Genomic DNA, 20051 nt, shown 5'->3' with positions numbered 1-20051 from the left:
CCACCCGCCGACGAAGGGAACCCCATGTCCGGCCCCCCTGTCCGGGTCCTCTACATCACCGGATGGATGCGCAGCGGCAGCACGCTGCTCGGTAACGTCCTCAACGAGCTGCCCGGTGTGCGGCACATCGGTGAGCTGCACTTCCTGTGGAAGAACGGTGTCCTCGGCGCCGGCACCAACTCCAGCTGCGGCTGCGGGCAGCCGCTGACCGCGTGCCCGCTGTGGGCCGAGGCGCTGGACGCCCTGCCCGCCGGGAACACGCGGGCCACCGCGCACCGGATGCTCGCCCTGCAGCGCGCGCTGATGCGCACCCGGCACACCCGGGACCGGCTCGCCGGGGCACGCGGTGTGCGGCCCGTCGACGCGGGCGTCGCCGAGCTGCTCGACCAGTCGGCCGCCGTCTACCGGCGGATGGCCGCCCACGGCGCCGACCGCATGGTGGTGGACGGCTCCAAGTGCCCGGCGGAGGCCGCGGCCCTGCTCGGCCGGGGCGACCTCGACGTCAAGGTGCTGCACATCGTGCGCGACCCGCGGGCCACCGCCCTGTCCTACCGCAGCGCCAAGGAGTACATCGACCCGATGTCCCCGGCCCGCTCCAGCGGCTACTGGACCGCCTTCAACCTCGCCTCCGAACTCGTCGGCCGGGAAGCGCCGGAGCGCTACCTGCGGATCCGGCACGAGGACCTGTCCAGCCGGCCCCGGGAGACCGTCGCCCAGGTGCTGCGGTTCGCCGGTCTGGACGACGAGGTCCCGGTCGACGCCTTCGGCCGGGTCACCCTCGGCGTCAACCACACCGTCACCGGCAACCCCGACCGGCTGCGGCGCGGGGTGACCCGGATCCGCCCCGACGAGCGCTGGCGCACCGCCCTGTCCGCCGCCGACATCGCCGCCGCGACCGTGCCGGCCCTGCCGCTGCTCGGCCGGTACGGCTATCCGGCGGTCCCCGGCCGGCCCTCCGCAGGCGGCCCCTCCGCCGGCACACCGTCCCCGGCCACGGACCGCGCCGGGGCGCCCGGCCCGGCCGACGCCCCGTCGCACACCGCCGCCCGCCGGGCCACCGTGGTCCGTCCCCTGTGGCCGGGTGAGCTCTGGTGAACCTCGGACTGTCCGGGCGGGCCGCCCTCGTCGCCGCCTCCAGCAGCGGCATCGGACTCGCGGTCGCCAAGGTGCTCGCCGCCGAGGGGGCCGACGTGTCGATCTGCGGCCGTGACCCCGGCCGGCTCGCCGCCGCCCACAAGGAGGTGGACGCCAGTGGCCCCGGCCGGGTGTTCAGCGGCGTGGTGGACCTGCGCGACGAGCACGAGGCCGCCGGCTGGGTGCGGCGGACCGCCGAGGAGTTCGGCGCGCTGCACGTCCTGGTCACCAACTCGGGCGGGGTGCCCTTCGGCCCCGTACAGGACTTCGAGGTCGCCCAGTACCGCGAGGCGGTGAACGACAACCTGCTGCCGCACGTTTCGCTGTCCCTGGCCGCCGCGCCGTACCTGCGGGAGGCCGGCTGGGGCCGGATCGTCATGATCACCTCCGAGTCGGTGCGCCAGCCCCACCCGGGCAGCGGGCTGTCCTCGGTCGCCCGGCTCGGCGTCCTCGGTTTCGCCAAGGGACTCGTCGAGGCCTTCGGCCCGGCGGGCGTCACCGTCAACGTCCTGGCGCCCGGCTTCCACCGCACCCCGATCCTCGACGTCCAGTACGGCGACCGTGTCGAGGAACGGCTCGCCGAGGTCGCCGCCCGGATCCCGCTCGGCCGGATCGGCCGCGCCGAGGACCTGGGCGCCCTGGTCGCCTTCCTCGCCAGCGAACAGGCCTCCTTCGTCACCGGCGGCGTGCTGGTGGCCGACGGCGGCAACACCCGCGGCATCGGCTGAGATCCGACGCACCCGACACCCGAAGGAGTACGCACATGCCCCCGGGAACCGCACCACCCCTGGGAGAAGTCGCCAGCGCCCGCCGGCCGGCGCTCTACGTCGTCAAGCTGGGCAGCGCCACCCTGGCCCACGGCCGGGTCTTCGACGAACTCCTCGCCCTGCGCGCCCGCGGCGCGCGGGTGCTCCTCGTCGCCGGGGGCGCCGCCGGCATCGCCGAGCACTACCGCCGCACCGGCCGCGAGATCCGCACCCTCCTCTCCCGCGGCGGCGACGAGATCCGCTACTGCCCGCCGGAGGAGATGCGGCACATCGTCGCCGCGTACGAGGAGGTCACCCTCCCGCTCGTGGAGGAGGAGCTCACCCGGCGCGGGCTGTCCGTGTTCGCCTCGGTGGCCCGGACCGGCTCGCTGGTGACGGCCAGGGCCAACGGCCCGCTGCGGGTACGGGACGGCGACCGGCTGCGCGTGGTCCGCGACCACCGCGCCGGCACCGTGCACGCCGTGGACGCGCCCCGTGTCACCGCGCTGCTCGACGCCTTCGACGTGGTGTGCCTCTCCCCGCCCGTCGCCGACACCGACGGCGGCACTCCGCTCAACGTCGACGCCGACGTCCTCGCCGCCACCCTGGCCCGCGCCCTGAACGCCGACCATCTGCGTCTGGTGACCGGAACGGCCGGACTGCTCGCCGACCCCGCCGACCCGACCAGCACCCTGCGCCACCTGGGCCGGGGCGACGGCGGGCGGTACGCGCGGGGCCGGATGCGGCAGAAGGTGCGGGCCGCCGAGATCGCCATCGACGGCCCCTCCGACACCGCGATCACCGGCCCGCACACCCTGTCCGCGACCGGCTCCACCCGGTTCTGGGCGGCCACCGAGCCGGCTTCCGACCTGACCCTGCTCTCGCGGAGCGTCCAGGTGTCCTCCGTCTCCCGCGACGAACGGGAACTCGCCGTCCTCCTCGCCGAGTGGTGCGCGGAGAAGGGCATCAAGAGCGAGATCGACGCCGTCGGCAACCTGGTGGCCACCAAGGGCGCGGGCGAGCGCCGGCTGATGATGCTCGGCCACCTCGACACCGTGCCCTACCGGTGGCCGGTGCGCTGGGACGGCGAGACCCTCTCCGGGCGCGGCTCGGTCGACGCCAAGGGGAGCCTGGTGGCGTTCCTGGAGACCCTCGCCGCCTACGACCCGCCGGAGGGCGTCGAGGTGCGGGTGGTCGGCGCCGTCGAGGAGGAGATCACCGCGGCCGGTGCCTTCCACGTCCGCGACAGCTACCCGGCCGACGCGGTGATCGTGGGCGAGCCCAGCGGGGCGTCCGCCCTCACCCTCGGCTACTACGGCCTGGTCAAGGTCCGGCTGCACACCCGGGAGTGCGTCGGACACACCGCCGGCGAAGGCGTCCGCACGGCCGGTGACCGGCTGGTGGAGGCGCTCACCGCCGTACGCGCCGCTGTCGCCGCCACCGCCCCCGACGCGCTCACCGCGACGCTCGGTGTGCGCGCCCTCAACGAGGGCGACGTGCAGTCCGGTGAGGCCGTGGTCGACGTACGGCTGCCGCCGGGGCACGCCGTCGAGACGCTGCTGGCCGCGCTGCGCGCCGCCGTGTCCGAACCGGTACGCCTCGACGTGCTGCGCGCCACGCCCGGCGTGGCCACCCCGCGCACCAGCTCCCTGGTGAAGGCCTTCCAACGTGCCTTCCGCACCGAGGAGTCGAGGCCCCGCTATCTGATGAAGAAGGGCAGCAGCGACATGAACACGCTCGCCACGACCTGGCACGGCGTCCCCATGGTCGCCTACGGCCCCGGCGACGCGAGCCTCGACCACACCCCCGCCGAGCACCTGTCCGCGGCCGAGTTCCGGCAGGCCCGGCGTCTGCTGACCGCCGCCGTCCGAGAATGGAGCACGATGTGACCCTGCAGACCACGGCCCCCGGGCCCGGCCTCGTCGCCCCGGCGCACGACCCCACCGCCTCCCCGTACTGCACCTGCTACCCCGGCGCGACCGTCTGGCTGACCGGACTGCCCAGCTCCGGCAAGACCACCGTCGCCCGGGCCACCGCCGACGTCCTGCGCGCCGCGGGCCGCCGCGCCGAGGTGCTCGACGGCGACGAACTGCGCCGGACGCTCTCCGACGGCCTCGGCTTCTCCCGCGAGGACCGCCACCGCAACGTGGCCCGCATCGGCCACGTCGCCCATGTCCTCGCCCGCAACGGCGTCCTCGCCCTGGTCCCGGTCATCGCCCCGTACGCCGACTCCCGCGCCGTGGTCCGCGACCTGCACCGCGGCAGCCGCACCCCCTACCTGGAGGTGCATGTCGCGGCCCCCGTCGAGGTGTGCTCCGTACGCGACGTGAAGGGCCTGTACGCGCGCCGGGCCGCCGGCGAGATCAGCGGACTGACCGGCGTCGACGACCCGTACGAGGCACCCCTGGCCCCCGATCTGCGCATCGACTCGCACACCGAGTCCGTGGACGGCTCGGTGGCCGCGCTGCTCGCCCTGCTCGCCGAAAGGGGCCTGGCATGACCACCCCCACCACGACCGCCCCGCTCACGGAGACCCCCGCGACGGCCGCCCCCGCGGCCCCCGCGCCCGCCGCCGGACCGGCCGCCGCGCACCCCTACGCCCTCTCCCACCTCGACACCGTGGAGTCGGAGGCCCTGCACATCTTCCGTGAGGTGGCGGGCGAGTTCGAGCGGCCCGTGCTGCTGTTCTCCGGCGGCAAGGACTCCATCGTCATGCTGCACCTGGCGCTGAAGGCGTTCGCGCCCGCCGCGCTCCCCTTCTCCCTGCTGCACGTCGACACCGGCCACAACTTCCCCGAGGTCCTCGACCACCGGGACCGCGTGGTCGCCCGTCACCGGCTGCGCCTGCACGTCGCCCGTGTCCAGGACTTCATCGACGACGGCCGGCTGCGCGAGCGCCCCGACGGCACCCGCAACCCCCTGCAGACCGTTCCGCTGCTCGACGCCATCACCACCGGGCGTTACGACGCCGTCTTCGGCGGGGGCCGGCGCGACGAGGAGAAGGCCCGCGCCAAGGAACGGGTGTTCTCGCTGCGCGACGAGTTCGGCGCCTGGGACCCGCGCCGCCAGCGCCCCGAACTGTGGTCCCTCTACAACGGCCGGCACGCCCCCGGCGAACACGTCCGCGTCTTCCCGCTGTCCAACTGGACCGAGCTCGACGTGTGGCAGTACATCCAGCGCGAGGACATCGAACTGCCCTCGATCTACTACGCCCACGAGCGCGAGGTGTTCGCCCGCGGCGGCATGTGGCTGGCACCGGGCGACTGGGGCGGCCCGCGCCCCGGCGAACGTCTCCAGCGCAGGCGGGTCCGCTACCGCACCGTGGGGGACATGTCCTGCACCGGCGCCGTCGAGTCGGACGCCGGCACCGTCGCCGCGGTGATCGAGGAGATCGCCGCCTCCCGGCTCACCGAGCGGGGCGCCACCCGCGCCGACGACAAGCTCTCCGAGGCCGCCATGGAAGACCGCAAGAGGGAGGGCTACTTCTAGCCATGCAGACCACCACCGGCACGACCACCCGGGACACCGGGGACACCCAGGGCGGCACGGACGCCGCCGCCACCCTGCGCTTCGCCACCGCCGGTTCCGTCGACGACGGCAAGTCCACCCTCGTGGGACGGCTGCTGCACGACTCCAAGTCGGTCCTGTCGGACCAGCTGGCCGCCGTGGAGGCCGCGTCGCTCGCGCGCGGCCAGGACGCGCCCGACCTGGCGCTGCTCACCGACGGCCTGCGCGCCGAACGGGAACAGGGCATCACCATCGACGTGGCCTACCGCTACTTCGCCACCAACCGGCGCCGGTTCATCCTCGCCGACACCCCCGGCCATGTGCAGTACACCCGCAACATGGTCACCGGCGCCTCCACCGCCGACCTCGCGCTGGTCCTGGTCGACGCCCGGCACGGGATCGTCGAGCAGACCCGCCGCCATCTCGCCGTGGCGGCGCTGCTGCGCATCCCGCAGGTGACGCTCGTCGTCAACAAGATGGACCTGGTGGGCTGTTCGGAGCGGGTCTTCGCGGACATCGCCGCCGAGTTCGCCGCCTGTGCCACCGCCCTCGGCGTGCCCCGGGTGACCGCCGTCCCCGTCTCGGCGCTGGACGGCGACAACGTCGTACGCCCCTCCGACCGGATGGACTGGTACGCCGGGCCCACCGTCCTGGAACACCTGGAGACCGTGCCCACCGGCACCGACCCGCGCACCGAACCGGCCCGCCTGCCCGTCCAGTACGTCATCCGCCCGCAGACCCCGGGCCACCCCGACTACCGCGGCTACGCGGGCCAGCTGGCCTCCGGGCTGCTGCGGGTCGGCGACCCGGTCACCGTGCTGCCGTCCGGCCGGGCCAGTGTCGTCGAGGCCATCGACACCCCGGCGGGGCCCGCCCGGGCCGCCTGGGCGCCGCAGTCGGTGACGGTCCGGCTCGCCGACGACATCGACATCGCCCGGGGCGACCTGCTGGCCGCGGCCGACGCACCGCCCCGCACCACGCGCCGGCTGCACGCCACGGCATGCCACCTCACCGACCAGCCGCTGCGGGCGGGCCGGCGGGTCCTGCTGCGGCACGCCACCCGGACCGTGCGGGCGGTGGTCGAGGAGATCGGCTCCCGGCTCGACCTGCACGACCTGACCGAACGCCCCGGGCCCGGCACGCTCGACGTCAACGACATCGGCCGGATCGTGGTGCGCACCGCCGAGCCCGTCGCCGTCGACGGCTACGCCGCGCTGCGCCGCACCGGATCGTTCCTGCTCATCGACCCGGACGACGGCAGCACGCTCACCGCGGGCATGGCGGACGCCCCCGACGGCACGGAAGGGGTGTGAGACCCGCCCTGGATGATCATGAAAACGTCATGTCGAGCCGGTGACACCGGCACTGTCGGCCCTGCCCCCGCCCCGGAAGACTTCTCCTCACCGAGAGAGAACACCCACCGCGAGGAAAGGGCCGACATGAACCTCAACGCCGCCACCAACGTGTTCCCCACCGCCGACGCCCCCGCCGCCGACGGCCTCGTCATCGAGGACCTCGCCGCGCTGGCCGCCGAGCCGTTCCAGCCGGGCACCTGCATCTGCTGGACGGAGGCCTCCGCGCTCGCCGAGTGACCCGCCGCGCAGACCGCAGCCGATCAGGGGGAATTGGGGGGAACGGCAGTGACGAAGCACACGGCAGTGACCGAGCACACGGCAGCGACCACACAGCACAGCGCACGACCCGGACTGGCCTTCAAGCACCATCTGACGGCCGAAGTGGTGCCGGGGGAGGGGGTGTTCCTGGTGTCCGAACGCGGCGTGACCGTGCTGCGCGGCGCCGGCGTCACCGAACTCGCCCCGCTCCTCGACGGCACCCGCACCCTGGACCAGCTCGCCGAGGAGACGCCGGCCGGACTGTTCCCGGCGCAGGTGCGCCGGATCGTCGGCGAGCTCCTCGACTCAGGACTGCTCACCCACCGGCCGCCGGCCGCCGGCACCCGCGGCGACGAGGCCTTCTGGGAACTCGCGGGCATGGACGGCCCCGCCGCCGCCCGCCGCACCGCCGGCGCCACCGTCACGATCGCCTCGGTCGGCACGCACGCCCGAGAGGCCGTCGCCGACATGACCGCCGCGCTCACCGCCGACGGACTGCGCCTGCACCGGCCCGGCCACGACACCGAACCCCCCGGTCTCGCCGTCGTCCTCTGCGACAGCTACCTCGACCCCGGTCTCGCGGCCCTGGACGTCCGCTACCGCGCCACCGGAACCCCCTGGCTGCTGGTCCGTCTGACCGGCGAACAGCCCTGGATCGGGCCGGTGTTCCGCCCGGACGGCGGCGCCTGCTGGCACTGCCTCGCCGAGCCGCTGCGCCGCAACCGCCCCGCCGAGGCCTTCCTGGGCGAGGCCCTCGGCCGCCCGGTCCGCACCCCGCCCTCCGCCCTCGCCGCCGGCCGCGCGGCCGGTCTGCACCTGGCCTGCCTGGAGGCCGTGAAGTGGCTGGCCGGACAGCGCCACCCGGGCCAGTCCGCGCTGTGGGCCCTCAACCCCCTCGACCTGACCAGCCGTCACCACCCCGTGCGCCGCCGCCCCCAGTGCCCTTCCTGCGGCGACCCGGGCCTGATGGAGCGCCAGGTCGACGCCCCCTTCGTGATCGCGTCCCGGCCCAAGACCGGGACCGGCACCGGCGAGCGCTCGCTGTCCCCGGAACAGATGCTGGAGCGGTACGGCCACCTCGTCGACGACCTCACCGGAGTGGTGAAGGAGATCCGCCGCGACCGCCGCGGCCCCGGCTTCCTCAACTGCTTCCACTCCGGGCACAACCCGGCCGCCGCGCCCACCGGTCTCGCCGGGATCCGGGGCGGCCTGCGCAGCCACAGCTCGGGCAAGGGCACCACCGAGACGCAGGCGAAGGTCAGCGCCCTGTGCGAGGCCGTGGAGCGGCACAGCGGCTGGTTCCAGGGCGACGAACCCACCGTACGGGCCGCCTACCGGGACGTCGCCGACCGCGCCGTGCACCCGGACACCGTGCAGCTGTTCCACCCCCGCCAGTACGCCGGCCGCGAGCGGTGGAACGCCGCGCACGGCCCGGCGCACCGCGTCTGCGAGCCCTTCGACGAGGACGCCCCCGTCGACTGGACCCCGATGTGGTCGCTGACCGGCGGCCGCCACCGCCTGGTGCCCACCGCGATGCTCTACTACAACGCCCCCGGCGACAGGGGCCCGTTCGCGGCCACCTCCAACGGTTCGGCGGCCGGCAGCTCCCGCGAGGACGCCGTCGTGCAGGGCTTCCTGGAACTCGTCGAACGCGACGCGGTCGCCCTGTGGTGGTACAACCGCACCCGGCAGCCCGGCCTCGACCTCGACGCCTTCGACGACCCCTGGGTCCGCCGGACCCGCGAGGAACACCGGGGCCTGGGCCGCCGGATGTGGGTCCTCGACCTCACCAGCGACCTCGGCGTCCCGGTCTTCGCCGCCCTGTCCGCCCGCACCGACAAACCGGCCCAGGACATCACCCTCGGCTTCGGCGCGCACTTCGACGCCCGCATCGCCCTGCGCCGCGCCGTCGCCGAACTGAACCAGATGCTCCCCCCGGTCGCCCAGGCGAGACCCGACGGCACCGGCTACAGCTGCGACGACCCGGCCGTCCTGTCCTGGTGGCAGACCGCCACCACCGACAACCAGCCCTACCTGCTGCCCGGCACGGCGCGGGCCCGCACCCCCGAGGACTTCCCGTACGCCCCGCGCCCCGACCTGGCCGACGACGTGGCCGCCGCCGTCCGGATCGTGCGCGAGCTCGGCAGCGAACTCCTCGTCCTCGACCAGACCCGGCCCGACACCGGACTGCCCGTCGTCAAGGTGGTGGTGCCCGGACTGCGCACCTTCTGGGCCCGCTTCGGCCCGGGCCGCCTCTACGACGTGCCGGTCCGCCTGGGCCGCCGGTCCACCCCCGTCCGATACGAGGACCTCAACCCGGTCCCGCTCTTCCTGTGACGGACACCGTCACCCCGTCCTCCCCGAGGTCTCGCCGATGAATGCCGCCGCCCCGTCCCTGATGCCGCTGTGGTCGCTGCGTGAGGACTGCGGATTCCGGTCCGTGCCCGGCGACCCGGGCGGCGGCGTCGTCAGCACCCCCTGGGAGGAGATCCGCCTCGACGCGCGCACCCCGGCCGTCGGCCGCGCCCTGGAACGCATGACGTACGGCCCGGTCTCCCTCGACAACGTGCTGCCCGGTTTCAGCGAGGGCACCGGGCCGGCCGAGGAGCGTCCCCAGTACGACGCGCTGGACGCCGTACTGGGACGGCTCCAGCACGTCGTGGTGCGCACCCTGGCGCTCGCCGGGGGCACCGACCACGTGACCGTCGTCCCCATCGCCCGCCGGGCCCGGTTCACGCCGCGCCGCCCCGACGCGCACGCCGTCCACCGCCTGTCCCGGTTCGTCACGCTCACGGCCGGACCGGAGGGCTGGATCGCGGAGTCCCCGCTCACCGCCCACCGCGTGGTCCTGCACACCCCGCAGGCGGGCTGGCTGGTCAGCTGCTACGCCCGTCCCACGGCCGTCGGCGAGGTGTCCCGGCTGCTCGGCCTGCCGGTCGCCGAGACCTCCCTCGTCGTCGGCTACCTGGAGGCCGCCGGCATGCTGGTCCCGGGCACCCCGCGCGAGGACGCCCCGGACACCTACTCCTTCGCCGAGGACGAGGACACCGTCCTCGCCTCCTGGTCACCGCGGGAACTGCTGGTCCACCAGCGCAGCAGGCCCGGCGCGCACGACGAACCGGTGGGGGAGTACGGCGACCCGGTGCGCCCGGGCGGCCCCGCCCGCCCCCGCGACAACGATGGCATCGCCGTGGCCCCGGCCGGCCACGCACCCGCTCCCGCCGCGGCCCCCGCCATCCCCCTTCCCGTGCCCGTGCCCGCGGGCGCCGGGGCCGGGCGGCGCGAACCCGCGCTGAGCGAGGTCCTCGCGGCCCGCCGCTCCGAGCGGCCCGACGACGGACGGCCGCTCTCCCTGGACCAGTTGGGCGAGCTGCTGCACCGGTCCGCCGCCGAACGCCCGGCCGGCGGGCGGCCCTACCCGAGCCTCGGCGCGCGCTACCCGCTGGAGCTGTACCTCACCGTCAGCGGGGGCGGCGACCTCAAGCGCGGGATCTACCACTACGACCCGCACGGCCACCGGCTGTCCCCGCTGGAGACGGCACCGGACCTGGTCGACGAGCTGCTCGCCGAGGCCGCCGGGAACGCCGGGCTGAGCCAGGAGCCCTCGGTGCTGATCAGCATGACGGCCCGGTACCGGCGTACGGCCGGCGCCTACCGGGGCACGGCCTACAGCGCCCTGCTCAAGGAGGTCGGCGCCCTGCAGCAGACGCTGTACCTGGTGGCCACCGCGATGGGCCTGGGCCCGTGTGCGCTGGCCTTCGGGGACACCGAGACGGCCGCCCGCGCCTTCGGCCTGGACTGGCGGGCCGAACCGGGCGTCGGCGAGTTCGTGGTGTCGGCGTTCCCCGGGGGCGCGTAGGGCCTGTTGTGGATGGCTGCTCGTCGTTTGTCCGGCCGGGATCGAGGGCGGCGACCCTATGCTGTACCCCGACCGAAATCGCATTCGAGTGGGGGGTTTCAGTGCGATGGTTCCGTCCTTTGGTGTCTGCCGGGCCGATGCGTCAAAGACCGGTCAGCAACGTCGAACTGGCCCCCAGGATGGCCTCCGCCATCACCACCGTCGTCATCCTCTGCTTCTTCGGCGTGGCCCTCACCTACGCGGCCAGCGGCGGTCTGGGGGCGCTGGGCCTCACGGCGTTCTGCGTCCTGATGGCGCTGCTGCTCGGTCTGCAGTTCTGCCACTCCTTCCCGGCCCGGGCGCCCCGCTGGGCCCGGCACAACCGGATCACCCTGGCCGCGCAGGCGGTCCTCACCTTCGGCCCGTTCGCGTTCTTCGGCGAGGCCTGGCTGGGCATGCCCGGCTTCCTGTGCTCGTCCTGTCTGCTGGTGCTGCGGCCGGCCCTCGCCTGGGCCGCGTTCGGCCTGGTCCTCGTGGCGACGGGCACCGTGCACTTCCTGGTCGGCTACGGCGCGGGCGAGCTGGCGTACAACATGGTGGCCACCGTCCTCACCGGGCTGGTGGTGTACGGGCTGAGCCGGCTGACCGGACTCATCGCCGAGGTGCAGGCCGCCCGTGACGAACTGGTGCGGGTCACCCTCGCCCAGGAGCGGGTGCGCTTCGCCCGTGACCTGCACGACCTGCTCGGCTTCAGTCTGTCCACCATCACCCTCAAGTGCGAGCTCGTGCACCGGCTGGTGCGGGTCGACCCGGAGCGGGCCGAGACCGAGATCACGGAGATCGTGCAGGCGGCCCGGCAGGCGTCCGCCGAGGTGCGCTCGGTGGCGGGCAGCTATCTGCGGATGAGCCTGGACCGGGAACTCCCGGCGGCCGCCTCGCTGTTGCGGGCGGTCGGCATCCACGCCGAGGTGCGGGTGGCGGCGGGCGAGGTGTCCCCGGCGGTCGACTCGGTGCTGGCCACCGTGCTGCGCGAGGGCGTCACCAACATCCTGCGGCACAGCAAGGCCCAGAAGTGCGTGATCAGGGCGGACACGGAGGACGGTTCCGTGCGTCTGGTCATCGCCAACGACGGTCTGCGGGACGCGCGTTCGGCCCACTTCGCCGACGTGCCCGGCGGCGCCGGGTGCGGCGGCAACGGCCTGAGCAGCCTGGCGGCCCGGGCGCAGGCCCTCGGCGGCCGGCTGACCTCCGGCGAACGCGCCGACGGCTGGTTCGAACTGGCCGTGACCCTTCCCGCCCAGGCGGAGGAGGACGCCACCGCCCGCCTCCCCGCCGACCCGGCCCCCGGCCGCTCCTGACGTCATCCGGGGCGCCGCGGTCCGGGCGGCCCACGGTGTGCCCTCCCGGACCGGCGCGCGGCTCGGCGGGGTCCGGGGGCAACCCCGGGCGCCGCAGGGGGTGGTGGGGCCGGGGCGGTCCCCCCGGTCAGAGCCAGCCGGAGTCGCGGGCGATCCTGACGGCGTCCATGCGGTTGCGGGCGTTGAGGCGGGTGACGGCGGCGGTCAGGTAGTTGCGGACGGTGCCGGCGGACAGGAACAGGGCGCGGGCGATCGCCGGTACCTCCTCGCCCTGCGCGGCCAGGCGCAGCACCTCCGTCTCCCGGGCGCTGAGCGGACTCTCCCCGGCCTGCAGGGCGCTGAGCGCCAGCTCGGGGTCGACCACCCGGCCCCCGGCGGCCACTTCCCGGATCGCCGCCGCGAGCCGGGCCGGCTCGGTGTCCTTCAGCAGGAACCCGCAGGCGTGCGCGGCGAGCGCGCGGCGCAGGTTGCCGGGCCGGCCGAGCGTGGTCAGGATCGCCGTCCGGCAGGACGGCAGCTTCTGGTGGAGCAGGCCGGCGGCCTCGATGCCGTCGATGCCCGGCATGTCGATGTCGAGCACCGCCACGTCGGGCCGGTGCTCCAGGGCCAGCGGCAGGACCTGGTCGCCGTTCCCCGTCTCGGCGACCACCTCGATGTCGGTCTCCAGCTCCAACAGGGAGGCCAGAGCCCGGCGGAGCATGACCATGTCCTCCGCGAGCAGCACTCGGATCACTGATTCCCCCCGGTTTCAGCGCGATGATCGATATCTGGCGTGAACTTTACGCGGGAACGCGCTTACGGGGCAGGGCTGTTGCCCTCTTCCACAGCAGGCCGTGACCGGGCGGGCAATCCGTTCGGTGCGGGAGGACTCGATGGGTGTTACACCCAAGTCCTGGTCAAGTACGGCCGAAAACCACGGGTTCAGGACAGCGGCACACGGGTGAACCGGGCGGCCACCCGCAGATCCGACTCGACGAGCGCGGCGGTCGCCGCCACTTCCGGCAGCAGGTCGCGCACGCACTCCTCGGCGGTCCGCCGTGCCGCGTGCGTCGCGACCCCGACCGCCGCGACCACCCGTCCCGCGCGGTCCCGCACCGGCACCGCGACCGACCGCAGCCCCTGCTCCAACTCCTCGTCCACGAAGGCGAACCCGTCGCCGGACTCGCCCGTCAGCACCCGCCCCGCCGCCGTCACCCGGGCCGGCCGCCGGGCACCCACCGTCACGTCCACGCTCATCACGTGGTGCGCGGGCACCCCGGCCGTGTACTGGATCTCGTCGCCCTCGTCGGTGAGGACCGCCAGGGCCGTCGACTCGTTCACCCGTTCCGCGAGCGCCGCGAGGTGCGGGGTCGCGATGCGGGGGAGTGTCGTACGGGACAGGGGCGGGAAGCCGAGGGAGAGCACCTGCGGGGTGAGCGCGAAGGTGCGCTCGGGCCCGCCGGGCGCCACCAGCCCCAGGTGCTCGAACGTGATCAGCGCCCGCCGGGCCGTCGCCCGCGCCAGCCCGGTCGCCCGGGCCACCTCCGCCAGGGTCGGTGCGGCGCGGCCCTCCCCGAACGCGGTGAGGACGGTCAGACCGCGCGCCAGGGACTCGATGAACTCCCGGCCCAGTTCCTGCTTCGACGCGCCCGTCCACAGGGCGAGGCCCGCGGACGGCGGGCCGGGATCCGCCGGCGGCGCCTGCCGCAGGTCCTCCTCCATGGCCGCCACCGCCGCCCGCAGCCGGGGCAGCAGGGTGTCGCGCAGGTCCGCGGCGCCGTGCCGGCTCGTGTGGCTCACCACGCTCGCCACGCACCCGACGCGCCCCGTCCCCGGGTCCCGCACCGGTACGGAGACCGCCACCAGGCCCGGCTCGATCAGCTGGTCGTCCAGCGCGCAGCCCTCCGCCGCCGCCTGCCCGGCCCGTCGTACGAAGTCCTCGTCCGGGGTCCGGTGCGGGGCGGCCGGCACGGCGGGGAAGCCGCGGTCCTGCGGGTCCGCCGCCCGGCGCGCGCGCCAGCGCGCCCAGTCGGCGTCCGTCCAGCCGGCCGCGAACAGGGCACCCGGCGCGGTCCGTTCGGCGGGCAGCAGATCGCCGATGCGGAAGCTCAGGGACATCGCGCGGCGCCGGGTCGCCTGGTGGATGAAGCGGATGCCGTCCCGGTCGGCGACGGCCAGGGACACCGACTCGTCGAGCTCGTCGGCGAGCGCGTCCGCCCGCGAGCCCAGCAGCGCCGGCAGCCGCAGGGCGGCCAGATAGGCGTTGCCGAGCTCCATCACGCGCGGGGCCAGCACGGCGTCCCGGCCCTCCAGCCGGACGTACCCCATGCGGGCCAGGGTGGCGGTGACCCGGTCCACGGTCGACCGGGCCAGGCCCGTGGCCCGCTCCAGCTCGCTCAGCCGCATCGTCCCGCCGGCCCCGGTCAGCTCCCGCAGGACGGCCACCCCGCGCATCAGCGGCACGACGGCCTCCTCGGGAACGGCCGCGGGGGCGCCGGGGGTGGTGGTCGTCTTCGCGGGCATCGGTTCTCCGTACGGCGGTCTGGGCAGCCCTACCGTAATGCGGGCCCACGGCCCCCGGCTCACCGCCGGGTGACCCGCACCCGGTAGACGCCCTTCAGGTCCGCGGCCGTCACCGAGATCCGGATGCCGCGCCCGGCGTCCGTGAAGGACTCGCCGGGGGCGAAGGGCGCGTCGGAGAGCTCGGCGTGGACGTTCGGGCTGCGGGTGCAGCCGCCGCTGTCCTCGGCGGAGTCGTACACCGTCACCGGTCCCATGCCGGTGTCGACGCCCGCGTCCACCTTGTAGACGAGGACGCCCGGCCGGCACACCGTCTCGTCGTTGCCGCCGCGGGTGCGCAGCTCGACGGCGTAGCCGGTGCGGCCGTCGACGGGCACGAGGACCAGCTTCGGGCCCCCGGCCTTCCACAGCGGGGTCAGCTCGTACTCCGCCGTCCCGCGCACCGCCGAGCAGGCGATCTGCGCCGCGTCCAGCCAGCCCAGCTTCCACTTGTGCCAGCCGAGCAGGTCGTTGTTGGCCCCCCAGTCCTCGCTCATGATGTCCCAGTGCCCGACCGCGCCCCCGCCCTCCTGGGTGTAGAGGTCGGGCAGCCCGAAGACATGGCCGTTCTCGTGCGGCAGGACGCGGTAGCCGGTGCGGTCGTAGGAGCCGGAGCCGTCGTCCTGACGGGAGTAGACGAAGGACGCGTTGGCCACCGCCACCCCGTCGGCGACCGGCGCCTCCGTGTTCCCGGCGAACGTCACCGACAGGACCGTGTCCAGTGCGGAGGGCCCCGCGTTCGGGGTCACCAGCACGTTCAGCAGGTCGTACGCCCGGAAGTCCACGGTCGGGTCGGCGGCGGCCACGATGTCGCGGACGAGGTCGCGGTAGCCGGGGTCGAAGGGCGCCCCGCGCTCTATGCCGTACGCCCGGAACGTCTTCGGCATCCGCAGCCAGTGCCGGACCGGGATGTCGGAGCGGTAGTCGAGACGGCCGTAGGACGCCGTGCGGAACCACTTCTCGGTCTGCGGGAAGAACTCGTGGTAGCGGTCGAGGGCGCTGCCCCGGCCCGGAGCGTCCGGGAAGTCGACCATCAGGGTGAGGGCGCGGACGGTCCCGGTGGAGCGGGCGTAGCCGCTGGGCGTCGGGACCCCTTCGGACATCTGGACGGTCGAGCCGCCGCTGATCATGCAGGGGGCGAGGGTGGAGGACCGGGCCAGGGAGACGGGGCCCGCCCCGGCCCGGGTCGGACCGAGGTCCGGGGGGAGGCGGCCGGTGCCGGCCGAGGTGCTGACCGCGAGGGTCAGCGCGGTCACGGAGGCGAGGGCGGCGGCGCGGCGCGGGCGTATCCGACGGCGGAGGGGTTCCGGGGCGGTGCGCACGGGCTGCATGCGGGGCCTTTCGCTCCAGGCAGCCGCCCGGTCACCGGCTGCACCCTCTCGATCACCCTGTGACGCGACGGGTGCGGGCGCGCGCTGGGAACGACCGATCGTGTGCATGTGGCCCAGGTCACACAAGGAAACTTCAGGATCCGGGAAATAACCGGGGACCCTCTCCCCGTTTAGCCCTGTGTCCGAGCGAAACGGGGAGAGCTTCCCCGGATCGCCCCACCGCTATCCGGAGGAGACGCCGTGCAGACCGCGACCCCCGCCGTGCGCAAGGCACCCCGGCCCCGCGCCGACGCCCTGCGCAACCGGGAGCGGATCGTCGCCGCCGCCCGCGAGATGTTCACCGAGCTCGGCCCCGACGTGCCGCTCGACGACATCGCCCGCCGGGCCGGCGTCGGCAACGCCACGGTGTACCGCCACTTCCCCGACCGCGACGCCCTGGTCCGCGAGGTCGTCTGCTCGGTCCTGGACCGCACGGTCCTGGCCGGCCAGGCCGCCCTCGCCGAGGCCGGAGACGCGTTCGCGGCACTGGAGCGCTTCGTGCACGCCTCCGCCGACGAGCGGATCAGCGCGCTGTGCCCGATGGTCTCCAGCACCTTCGACCAGCACCACCCCGACCTGGAAGCCGCCCGCGAACGCGTCGAGCGGATCATCGAGGAGGTCATGGACCGCGCCAAGGCGGCCGGACAGATGCGGACCGACGTCGGTGTGGGCGACGTGATGATCGCGGTGGCCCAGCTCAGCCGCCCCCCGGCGGGCATGGGCTGCCCGAGCGCCGACCGGTTCGTCCACCGCCACCTCCAGCTGTTCCTGGACGGACTGCGGGCCCCGGCCCCCTCGGTCCTGCCGGGCACGGCGGTGACCATGGAGGACCTGCGCCAGGCCTGAGCGATCAGAACGTCTTGAGAGAGCGGCCGGCCCCTTCACTCCGACCGCCGTAGGCAGACCCGTACCGAGCACGCCGTCGTCCTCGGCACGCCGTTTCTTCTGGTTTTTCCGTCACGAAGTCCCGAAGTGGGTATCCCCATGTCTGAAACAGCCGTCAAGGCTCCCGGCGTCCCGGACGCCAACCGCTGGAAGGCACTGGCGTTCATCGCCATAGCCCAGCTGATGGTCGTCCTCGACGCCACCATCGTGAACATCGCGATGCCGTCCGCCCAGCAGGACCTGGGCATCTCCGACGGCAACCGGCAGTGGATCGTCACCGCCTACGCCCTCGCCTTCGGCGGACTGCTGCTCTTCGGCGGCCGGATCGCCGACCTGTGGGGCCGCAAGCGCGCCTTCGTCGCCGGCCTCGGCGGCTTCGCCGCGGCCTCCGCGCTCGGCGGCGCGGCCACCAACGAGGCGATGATGTTCGGCGCCCGCGCGCTCCAGGGCGCCTTCGGCGCACTCCTCGCGCCCGCCGCGCTCTCCCTGCTCGCGGTGATGTTCACCGACGCCAAGGAGCGAGCCAAGGCGTTCGGCATCTACGGCGCGATCGCCGGTGGCGGCGGCGCCGTCGGCCTGATCCTCGGCGGTTTCCTCACCGAGTACCTGGACTGGCGCTGGACGTTCTTCGTGAACATCCCGTTCGCGGTCGTCGCCGCGGCCGGCGCCTACTTCGTCATCCGTGAGCCCGAGGGCGGCCGCAACCGCTCCTCCCTCGACATCCCGGGCGTCATCCTCTCCACCCTCGGCCTGGTCTCCCTGGTCTACGGCTTCACCCGCGCCGAGTCGGACGGCTGGAGCGACTCCCTGACCGTCGGCATGTTCGTCGCCTCCGCCGTCCTGCTGGCCGCCTTCGTGATCGTCGAGTCCAGGGTCAAGGCCCCGCTGCTGCCGCTGCGCGTGATCACCGAGCGCAACCGCGGCGGTGTCTACCTCTCCCTCGGCCTCGCGATCATCGCGATGTTCGGCCTGTTCCTCTTCCTGACCTACTACCTGCAGGTCGTCAAGGGCTACTCGCCGGTCAAGACCGGCTTCGCGTTCCTGCCGATGATCGCGGGCATGATCACCGGCTCCACCCAGATCGGCGCCCGGCTGATGACCCGGGTCGCGCCGCGGCTGCTGATGGGCCCGGGCTTCCTGGTCGCCGCGCTCGGCATGCTGCTGCTCACCCGCCTGGAGATCGGCTCCTCGTACGCGGCCCTGCTGCTGCCCGCGATGCTGCTGCTCGGCCTCGGCATGGGTACGGCGTTCATGCCGGCGATGTCCCTGGCCACCCTGGGCGTGGAGCCGCGTGACGCCGGTGTCGCCTCCGCGATGGTCAACACCTCGCAGCAGGTGGGCGGCGCGATCGGCACCGCCCTGCTGAACACGATCGCCGCGTCCGCGACCACGTCGTACATCAAGGACCACATCGCCGGTGCCACCTCCCGCCCCCAGCAGCAGCTCGTCCAGCTGGAGGGCATGGTGGAGGGCTACACCAGCGCCATCTGGTTCGCCGTCGGCATCCTGTTCGCCGCCGCCGTGATCGCCCTGACGCTCGTCAACGCCGGCAAGCCGGACATGGGCACCGTGACGGGCGCGAGCGCCGAGGACGCCGTCCCGGTGCCGGTGGTCGCCCACTGACGCGCGTAGCGTCGGCTGGTTAACGCAGCCAGGGAAGGTCGGCACCCGCTTCGTCCGGCTGGAGTCCCTCGGCGATGATCTGCATGATCTCGCCGAGGGACTTCTGCTGTTCCGGGGAGAGCCGGTCGAAGACCGCGTTGCGGACGGCGGTGACATGGCCCGGCGCGGCGCGCCGCAGCATCTCCAGGCCCTCGTCGGTCAGGACGGCGAACTGGCCGCGCTTGTCGTCGGCGCAGTCCTCGCGCCGGACCCAGCCGTTCTTCTCCAGCCGGGCGACGGCGTGGGAGAGTCGGGAACGCGTGATCTTCGCGTGCATGGCCAGCTCGGTCATCCGCAGCCGGCGGTGCGGGCACTCGGCGAGCTTGACCAGAAGGCCGTAGTAGATGTGCGGCATCCCGGCGTCCCGCTGGAGCTGCCGGTCCATGTGGTCCTCGAGGAGCATGCTCGCGTGCACGTAGGAGCGCCAGACGCGCTGTTCCTCGTCGGTGAGCCAGCGGGGCTCTTCGGCGGATGCGGGTGCCTTCTTCATGTACTCCACTGTAAAGGTCGGCTCCTTGAAAATTAAACCATCCTGGAATAAGCTCACGGGTGTCGTCGTTTTAGATTTCAATCAACACCGTCTCAGGCAACGCCTCCGGAGGGAGCCGCCGTCATGTCCGCCGCCACTCAGGAGCGCATGCCCGCCCTGTATCTCAGCCACGGCGCCCCGCCGCTCGCCGACGACCCGGTCTGGCCGGGCCAGCTCGCGGCCTGGTCCGCCGGCCTGCCCCGCCCCAAGGCGATCCTCATGGTCTCCGCCCACTGGGAGGAGGCCCCCCTCGCCCTCGGCGCCGTCGACCCCGTCCCCCTCGTCCACGACTTCTGGGGCTTCCCCGAGCACTACTACCGGGTGACCTACGACGCCCCCGGCGCGCCGGAGCTCGCCGAGAGCGTGCGCAAGCTGCTGCGCGCCCCCGGAATCCCCGTCCAGGACATCCCCGACCGCGGCCTCGACCACGGTGCCTACGTGCCCCTGGTCGAGATGTTCCCGGCCGCCGACATTCCCGTCCTGCAGATCTCGATGCCGACCCTCGACCCGGTGCGGCTCATGGAGATCGGCCGCAGGCTCGCGCCCCTGCGCGACGAGGGCGTCCTGATCGTCGGCTCCGGCTTCTTCACCCACAACCTCGCCGCCCTGCGCCAGGGGGGAGTGCCCACCTGGTCCGTGGAGTTCGACGACTGGGGGCGGCGCGCCATGGAGGCCCGCGACTGGGACTCCCTGCTCGACTTCCTCCACAAGGCCCCGGCCGGCCGCTACGCCCATCCCCGCACCGAGCACTTCGCCCCGCTCTTCGTGACGATGGGCGCCGCCGAGGTGTCCGGCGAACTGGACGCCCAGAAGTCGGTGATCGACGGGTTCTGGATGGGGCTGGCGAAGCGGTCCGTGCAGTTCGGCTGAC

Annotated in this window: 17 protein-coding genes; 13 read left to right on the top strand and 4 right to left on the bottom strand. The window is 74.0% G+C overall.

Features of this window, described 5'->3' with window-relative positions; genetic code table 11:
• The first annotated feature begins 24 nt into the window (after positions 1–24).
• The 10 genes from ACFY2L_RS28100 to ACFY2L_RS28055 all read left to right on the top strand — a co-directional run bounded on the left by ACFY2L_RS28100 (position 25) and on the right by ACFY2L_RS28055 (position 12196).
• Complete coding sequence (locus ACFY2L_RS28100; RefSeq protein ID WP_390823787.1) at positions 25–1095, top strand: sulfotransferase; 1071 nt, start codon at positions 25–27, stop codon at positions 1093–1095.
• Positions 1092–1862: an SDR family NAD(P)-dependent oxidoreductase gene (locus ACFY2L_RS28095; protein WP_390659171.1), complete on the top strand. Its 771-nt coding sequence runs from the start codon at positions 1092–1094 to the stop codon at positions 1860–1862. Before ACFY2L_RS28100 ends, ACFY2L_RS28095 begins: the two co-directional genes overlap by 4 nt.
• Before the next feature lie 35 nt (positions 1863–1897).
• Complete coding sequence (locus tag ACFY2L_RS28090) at positions 1898–3769, top strand: M20/M25/M40 family metallo-hydrolase (RefSeq protein WP_390823786.1); 1872 nt, start codon at positions 1898–1900, stop codon at positions 3767–3769.
• Positions 3770–3867: 98 nt separating this feature from the next.
• Positions 3868–4380, top strand: coding sequence for an adenylyl-sulfate kinase (gene cysC, locus ACFY2L_RS28085; protein ID WP_390659496.1), 513 nt, complete (start codon positions 3868–3870; stop codon positions 4378–4380).
• A complete protein-coding gene (gene cysD / locus ACFY2L_RS28080; RefSeq protein WP_390659169.1) occupies positions 4377–5369 on the top strand; it encodes a sulfate adenylyltransferase subunit CysD in 993 nt (330 codons plus the stop codon). Before cysC ends, cysD begins: the two co-directional genes overlap by 4 nt.
• Positions 5370–5371: 2 nt before the next feature.
• The gene (locus tag ACFY2L_RS28075) at positions 5372–6700 is read left to right on the top strand and encodes a sulfate adenylyltransferase subunit 1 (protein WP_390823785.1); all 1329 of its coding nucleotides are present in this window, start codon (positions 5372–5374) and stop codon (positions 6698–6700) included.
• 126 nt (positions 6701–6826) lie between these two features.
• Positions 6827–6979, top strand: coding sequence for a hypothetical protein (locus ACFY2L_RS28070; protein WP_390823784.1), 153 nt, complete (start codon positions 6827–6829; stop codon positions 6977–6979).
• Positions 6980–7027: 48 nt separating this feature from the next.
• Positions 7028–9337 carry a TOMM precursor leader peptide-binding protein gene (locus ACFY2L_RS28065; RefSeq protein ID WP_390823783.1) on the top strand — a complete coding sequence of 770 codons (2310 nt, stop codon included), beginning with the start codon at positions 7028–7030 and terminating at the stop codon, positions 9335–9337.
• A gap of 37 nt (positions 9338–9374) precedes the next feature.
• The gene (locus tag ACFY2L_RS28060) at positions 9375–10859 is read left to right on the top strand and encodes a SagB family peptide dehydrogenase (RefSeq protein WP_390823782.1); all 1485 of its coding nucleotides are present in this window, start codon (positions 9375–9377) and stop codon (positions 10857–10859) included.
• Between the two features lie 137 nt (positions 10860–10996).
• Positions 10997–12196: a sensor histidine kinase gene (locus tag ACFY2L_RS28055; protein ID WP_390659164.1), complete on the top strand. Its 1200-nt coding sequence runs from the start codon at positions 10997–10999 to the stop codon at positions 12194–12196.
• A gap of 127 nt (positions 12197–12323) precedes the next feature.
• Here ACFY2L_RS28055 and ACFY2L_RS28050 read toward each other — a convergent pair whose 3' ends face one another.
• The 3 genes from ACFY2L_RS28050 to ACFY2L_RS28040 form a co-directional block, all read right to left on the bottom strand.
• The gene (locus ACFY2L_RS28050) at positions 12324–12929 is read right to left on the bottom strand and encodes a DNA-binding response regulator (RefSeq protein WP_390659163.1); all 606 of its coding nucleotides are present in this window, start codon (positions 12927–12929) and stop codon (positions 12324–12326) included.
• Positions 12930–13117: 188 nt separating this feature from the next.
• The gene (locus tag ACFY2L_RS28045; RefSeq protein ID WP_390823781.1) at positions 13118–14698 is read right to left on the bottom strand and encodes a helix-turn-helix domain-containing protein; all 1581 of its coding nucleotides are present in this window, start codon (positions 14696–14698) and stop codon (positions 13118–13120) included.
• Positions 14699–14757: 59 nt separating this feature from the next.
• Positions 14758–16065: a M6 family metalloprotease domain-containing protein gene (locus tag ACFY2L_RS28040; protein WP_390823780.1), complete on the bottom strand. Its 1308-nt coding sequence runs from the start codon at positions 16063–16065 to the stop codon at positions 14758–14760.
• Positions 16066–16305: 240 nt separating this feature from the next.
• On the opposite strand from ACFY2L_RS28040, the gene ACFY2L_RS28035 reads away from it, so the two are divergent.
• Both ACFY2L_RS28035 and ACFY2L_RS28030 read left to right on the top strand, forming a co-directional pair.
• Positions 16306–16950, top strand: coding sequence for a TetR/AcrR family transcriptional regulator (locus ACFY2L_RS28035; RefSeq protein WP_390823779.1), 645 nt, complete (start codon positions 16306–16308; stop codon positions 16948–16950).
• 138 nt (positions 16951–17088) lie between these two features.
• A complete protein-coding gene (locus ACFY2L_RS28030; protein ID WP_390823778.1) occupies positions 17089–18612 on the top strand; it encodes an MFS transporter in 1524 nt (507 codons plus the stop codon).
• 19 nt (positions 18613–18631) lie between these two features.
• Here ACFY2L_RS28030 and ACFY2L_RS28025 read toward each other — a convergent pair whose 3' ends face one another.
• Complete coding sequence (locus ACFY2L_RS28025) at positions 18632–19141, bottom strand: MarR family winged helix-turn-helix transcriptional regulator (RefSeq protein ID WP_390659158.1); 510 nt, start codon at positions 19139–19141, stop codon at positions 18632–18634.
• Between the two features lie 123 nt (positions 19142–19264).
• Between ACFY2L_RS28025 and ACFY2L_RS28020 the strand changes: the two genes are divergently transcribed.
• On the top strand, positions 19265–20050 hold the full coding sequence (locus tag ACFY2L_RS28020; protein WP_390823777.1) for a dioxygenase: 786 nt from the start codon (positions 19265–19267) through the stop codon (positions 20048–20050).
• Position 20051 lies beyond the last annotated feature (1 nt).

The organism is Streptomyces sp. NPDC001381 (assembly GCF_042895685.1).
GTDB lineage: Bacteria > Actinomycetota > Actinomycetes > Streptomycetales > Streptomycetaceae > Streptomyces.
Note: the sequence above shows the minus strand (reverse complement) of the source record. Positions and strands in the feature narration are given on the sequence as shown.

Coding starts and splice junctions, on each gene's coding strand:
- ACFY2L_RS28100 (WP_390823787.1), top strand. CDS start 25: ATGTCCGGCCCCCCTGTCCGGGTCCTCTACATCACCGGATGGATGCGC.
- ACFY2L_RS28090 (WP_390823786.1), top strand. CDS start 1,898: ATGCCCCCGGGAACCGCACCACCCCTGGGAGAAGTCGCCAGCGCCCGC.
- cysD (WP_390659169.1), top strand. CDS start 4,377: ATGACCACCCCCACCACGACCGCCCCGCTCACGGAGACCCCCGCGACG.
- ACFY2L_RS28075 (WP_390823785.1), top strand. CDS start 5,372: ATGCAGACCACCACCGGCACGACCACCCGGGACACCGGGGACACCCAG.
- ACFY2L_RS28070 (WP_390823784.1), top strand. CDS start 6,827: ATGAACCTCAACGCCGCCACCAACGTGTTCCCCACCGCCGACGCCCCC.
- ACFY2L_RS28060 (WP_390823782.1), top strand. CDS start 9,375: ATGAATGCCGCCGCCCCGTCCCTGATGCCGCTGTGGTCGCTGCGTGAG.
- ACFY2L_RS28055 (WP_390659164.1), top strand. CDS start 10,997: ATGCGTCAAAGACCGGTCAGCAACGTCGAACTGGCCCCCAGGATGGCC.
- ACFY2L_RS28045 (WP_390823781.1), bottom strand. CDS start 14,698: ATGCCCGCGAAGACGACCACCACCCCCGGCGCCCCCGCGGCCGTTCCC.
- ACFY2L_RS28040 (WP_390823780.1), bottom strand. CDS start 16,065: ATGCAGCCCGTGCGCACCGCCCCGGAACCCCTCCGCCGTCGGATACGC.
- ACFY2L_RS28030 (WP_390823778.1), top strand. CDS start 17,089: ATGTCTGAAACAGCCGTCAAGGCTCCCGGCGTCCCGGACGCCAACCGC.
- ACFY2L_RS28025 (WP_390659158.1), bottom strand. CDS start 19,141: ATGAAGAAGGCACCCGCATCCGCCGAAGAGCCCCGCTGGCTCACCGAC.
- ACFY2L_RS28020 (WP_390823777.1), top strand. CDS start 19,265: ATGTCCGCCGCCACTCAGGAGCGCATGCCCGCCCTGTATCTCAGCCAC.